Here is a 3,478-nt window from a genome sequence, read left to right as displayed (position 1 = left end):
CCACGTAACGCACCGGGTTTGGCCTCATTGGTCCGCGAGCTTGGCCGCCGCGCAGATCTCCCGGATGGCCCACATCTCTACCTGCTGCCGACCCCGCTCATCCAGGCGATGGCGTATGGCACGCGGGAGGATCCGGCGGTTGCGGTGACCAGCGGTCTGTTGCACGTCCTGCCGCCACGCGAAGTGGCTGCCGTGCTTGCCCACGAGGTTGCTCACATCCGCCATGGCGACACGTTCATCATGCGGCTGGCGCAAACAGCTAGCGCCATGACGTCGGCCATGGCGAATACCGGCATCATCTTGCTGTTGCTGGTCCTGCCGCTGAGCTGGAGCACCTCCGTCGAGATCTCGCCGCTGGGCATCTTCCTGCTGCTGGTATCACCGCTGGTGAGTGACCTCTTGCAGCTCTCGCTCTCGCGCCGCCGTGAGTTCCTGGCGGATGCTGGCGCGGTCGAGCTGACGGGGGACCCGGTCGGAATGATCCAGGCGCTGCGGCGGATCTATGCCATCCAGGGTGACGACTGGGAGCGGTTTGCCTTGCGCGGTGGCCGCTGGCTGCACTGGTTCCGCACCCACCCACCGATGCGTGAGCGGATCGCCCGCTTGGAGGAGATGACAGAGCTGGAGCCATTGCTCATCGACCATTACGGGTTGATGAACGTACCGAACATCTCATCTGGTACCCGGCAACAACGCCTAATGCGTCGATATGGGATCTAGCAGTGCAGGATCCTCAAGTAGATGGGGGGCAGCGCCTCGGCGTGACCGCAGGGTCATGTTCATCACAGCAGGAAACGAGAGCGGCATCCTGGTAGCCGAACGGCTCGGCGCCTAGAGCGGTTCCTGGCCAGTCTTGGCTTGAGGAACTAGCCGGGGCATCCGCCACCGGACACCTACATCCGTGACCTGCGCCTGGGCTCGGGCATCAAGACGCCGACCCGGGACTTTCGATGAGGAAGGTGATGCCGATGCTCCGGTGGAACGGGATCTGGCCGGTGGAGAAGCGGGACTTGGCGGCTTTCGAGCCGCTGGTGCGCGCCGTCGAAGCGGTAACGGCGTCGCGGCCGCGGCTGAACCAGTCGCCTGGCAATGGGCCGGACCGCACCGTGGGCGGGGTCGTGGCAAGCGTGCTGAGAGTCCCGCGACCCGCACCACTGGTGCCCACGGCGGAGCCTGCCACGCGGGGTTGACGGGGCTGCTGGCACCCGGGAGGAGATCCACGACCTCAGGGTTACCGTTGTCCTCGGGACCGACGTCAACTGTGACCACCGAATTTCGGTTCATGCCAGCGCGCCGGGCACCAAGCACGTGCCGGCCGAAGCGCTGGCGACCGTCTTACAGGCGCAGCGCCATCCTGGCCCTGCGCCCGCCAAAGATCGTCGTCGTTCGCCCACACTCACGCTCCGAAGTGGGAACGAATGTGGGAGCCAAAATCCCAATTGGCCCTAACTTCTTGAAAAAACTCGATAATTCCTGGTGTCTGGCGGAGGGGAAGGGATTCGAACCCTCGATAAGGCTTTAGGGCCCTATAACGGTTTAGCAAACCGCCGCCTTCAGCCACTCGGCCACCCCTCCGCGGCGTGGTGCGAGTAACACCGCTTGCCGGTGGTGGTCAACGGATTGCGGCGGGTGACGGAATGCGGCGTAGCTGTTCCCGCGGCCGGTGTGGTGGGGCCGGCTGGCGGCCTGCGGGCCTTGGGGGATAACGGTGGGCGAGGTCATGGGGCTGGCGAGAGCACGGCGCGAGGCACGGCGGCTGGCCGTGCCGCTGATCCTCGCCAATCTCGCCGTGCCGCTGCTGGGCATGGTCGACACCGCGGTGGTCGGCCATCTGCCGGCTCCCGCCGACCTGACCGCCGCGGCACTCGCGACCCAGCTCGTCTCAGTACTCTGGTTCCTGTTCGGCTTCCTGCGCATGGGCACCACCGCACTGGCCGCCCAGGCGGTGGGGGCGGGCGACAAGACGGCGCTGACGGCGACGGGGATCCGGGCGCTGGCGACGGCACTGGCGATCGGCGGGGTGCTGATGCTGCTGAGCTGGCCGCTCCAGTTCCTGGGCCACCTCCTGTTCCTGCCCTCGCCCGAGGTCGCTGCCGGGTTCGACCGGTTCCTGGCAATCCGCCTCCTGGGTGCACCAGCGGCACTCGGCCAGTTCGCGCTGACCGGCTGGCTGCTGGGCCGGCAGGACGCGCGCGGGCCCCTGCTCGTGGCGGTGCTGGGCAACGTCCTGAACGCGGTGCTCGACGTCTGGTTCGTGCTGGGCCTGGGGCTGGGCCTCTCGTCGGTGGCCGTCGCCACCACGCTCTCCGAATATGCCGGGCTGCTGGTGGCGCTGGCCCTGGTGCTGCGCAAGATCCGCCCCGGCCGTGCCGCGATCGCGGCTGCCCTGGCCGACCGGCCGGCACTCGCCCGGCTGTTCCGGGTCAATCGCGACCTGTTCCTGCGCTCCTGCTTCCTGGAGGGGTCGTTCATCGCGTTTACCGTGCTGGCGGCGCGCCAGGGCGAGACCTTCGTGGCCGCGAACGCGATCCTGATGACCTTCTTCACCGCCACCGCCTGGCTGCTGGACGGTTTCGCCCAGGCGGGCGAGACCATGATCGGGCGGGCCACGGGCGCCCGTTCGGCCGGATCCCTGCACCTGGCGATGCGCGTGGCGTTCGAGTACGGCCTGGTCCTGGCGGTGCTGCTGACCGGGCTCCTGGCCTGGGGCGGCCCCTTTGCGATCGAGCTGATGACCCACCATGCCGCCGTCCAGGCCACCGCCCACCAGTACCTGCCCTTCGTGATCGCCCTGCCGATCGTCTCGGTCTGGGCCTTCGTCCTGGACGGGGTGTTCTTCGGCACCGGCCGGGCGGAGGTGCTGCGCAATGCCATGGCGCTGGCGCTGGGCCTGTTCCTGGTTAGCGCCGCGCTTCTGGTACCGGTGCTGGGCGGTACCGGGCTGTGGCTGACCCTGCTCCTGTTCCTAGCCAGCCGCGGGGTCCTGCTGTGGTGGAGCTTTCGCCGCATCGGCGGCAGCCGGGCCCTGGCCGTGCCGCATGGTTCGGGCTAGTCGAGGGGCACGGGGTCGACGGCAGCCGAAGGAAGGAACGCGACGATGAAGGTACAGGCCGCGGTGGCGTTTGCGGCGGGCGAGCCGTTGCGGATCGAGACGGTCGATCTGGAGGGGCCCAAGGCGTTCGAGGTGCTGGTGGAGATCAAAGCCACCGGGATCTGCCACACCGACGAGTTCACCCGCTCCGGTGCCGATCCGGAAGGGATCTTCCCGGCGATCCTGGGCCATGAGGGGGCCGGCGTGGTGGTGGAGTGCGGGCCGGGCGTGACCTCGGTCAAGCCCGGCGACCACGTGATCCCGCTCTACACGCCCGAATGCCGGCAGTGCAAAAGCTGCCTGTCGCGCAAGACCAATTTGTGCACCGCGATCCGCGCCACGCAAGGCAAGGGGCTGATGCCGGACGGCACCACCCGCTTCTCGCTC

The 3,478-nt window shown here is 68.1% G+C and carries 3 protein-coding genes and 1 tRNA gene; 3 read left to right on the top strand and 1 reads right to left on the bottom strand.

Annotated features, from left to right (window positions below; all coding sequences use genetic code 11):
- Positions 1–720 (top strand): zinc metalloprotease HtpX (locus VNS22_RS22660; protein WP_325736536.1); only part of this gene is annotated, 720 nt, incomplete at its 5' end.
- 761 nt (positions 721–1,481) lie between these two features.
- Here VNS22_RS22660 and VNS22_RS22655 read toward each other — a convergent pair.
- Positions 1,482–1,575, bottom strand: a tRNA-Ser gene (locus VNS22_RS22655).
- A gap of 133 nt (positions 1,576–1,708) precedes the next feature.
- Here VNS22_RS22655 and VNS22_RS22650 point away from each other — a divergent pair.
- Together VNS22_RS22650 and VNS22_RS22645 are read left to right on the top strand one after the other, a co-directional pair.
- On the top strand, positions 1,709–3,052 hold the full coding sequence (locus VNS22_RS22650; RefSeq protein ID WP_325736534.1) for an MATE family efflux transporter: 1,344 nt from the start codon (positions 1,709–1,711) through the stop codon (positions 3,050–3,052).
- A gap of 45 nt (positions 3,053–3,097) precedes the next feature.
- Positions 3,098–3,478, top strand: a 381-nt coding sequence (locus VNS22_RS22645) for an alcohol dehydrogenase catalytic domain-containing protein (protein ID WP_325736532.1), incomplete at its 3' end; no start/stop codon positions are given.

This window comes from Geminicoccus sp. (assembly GCF_035556675.1).
Lineage (GTDB): Bacteria > Pseudomonadota > Alphaproteobacteria > Geminicoccales > Geminicoccaceae > Geminicoccus.
The sequence above is the reverse complement of the archived record's forward strand: the minus strand, read 5'-3'. Positions and strand labels throughout refer to the sequence as shown.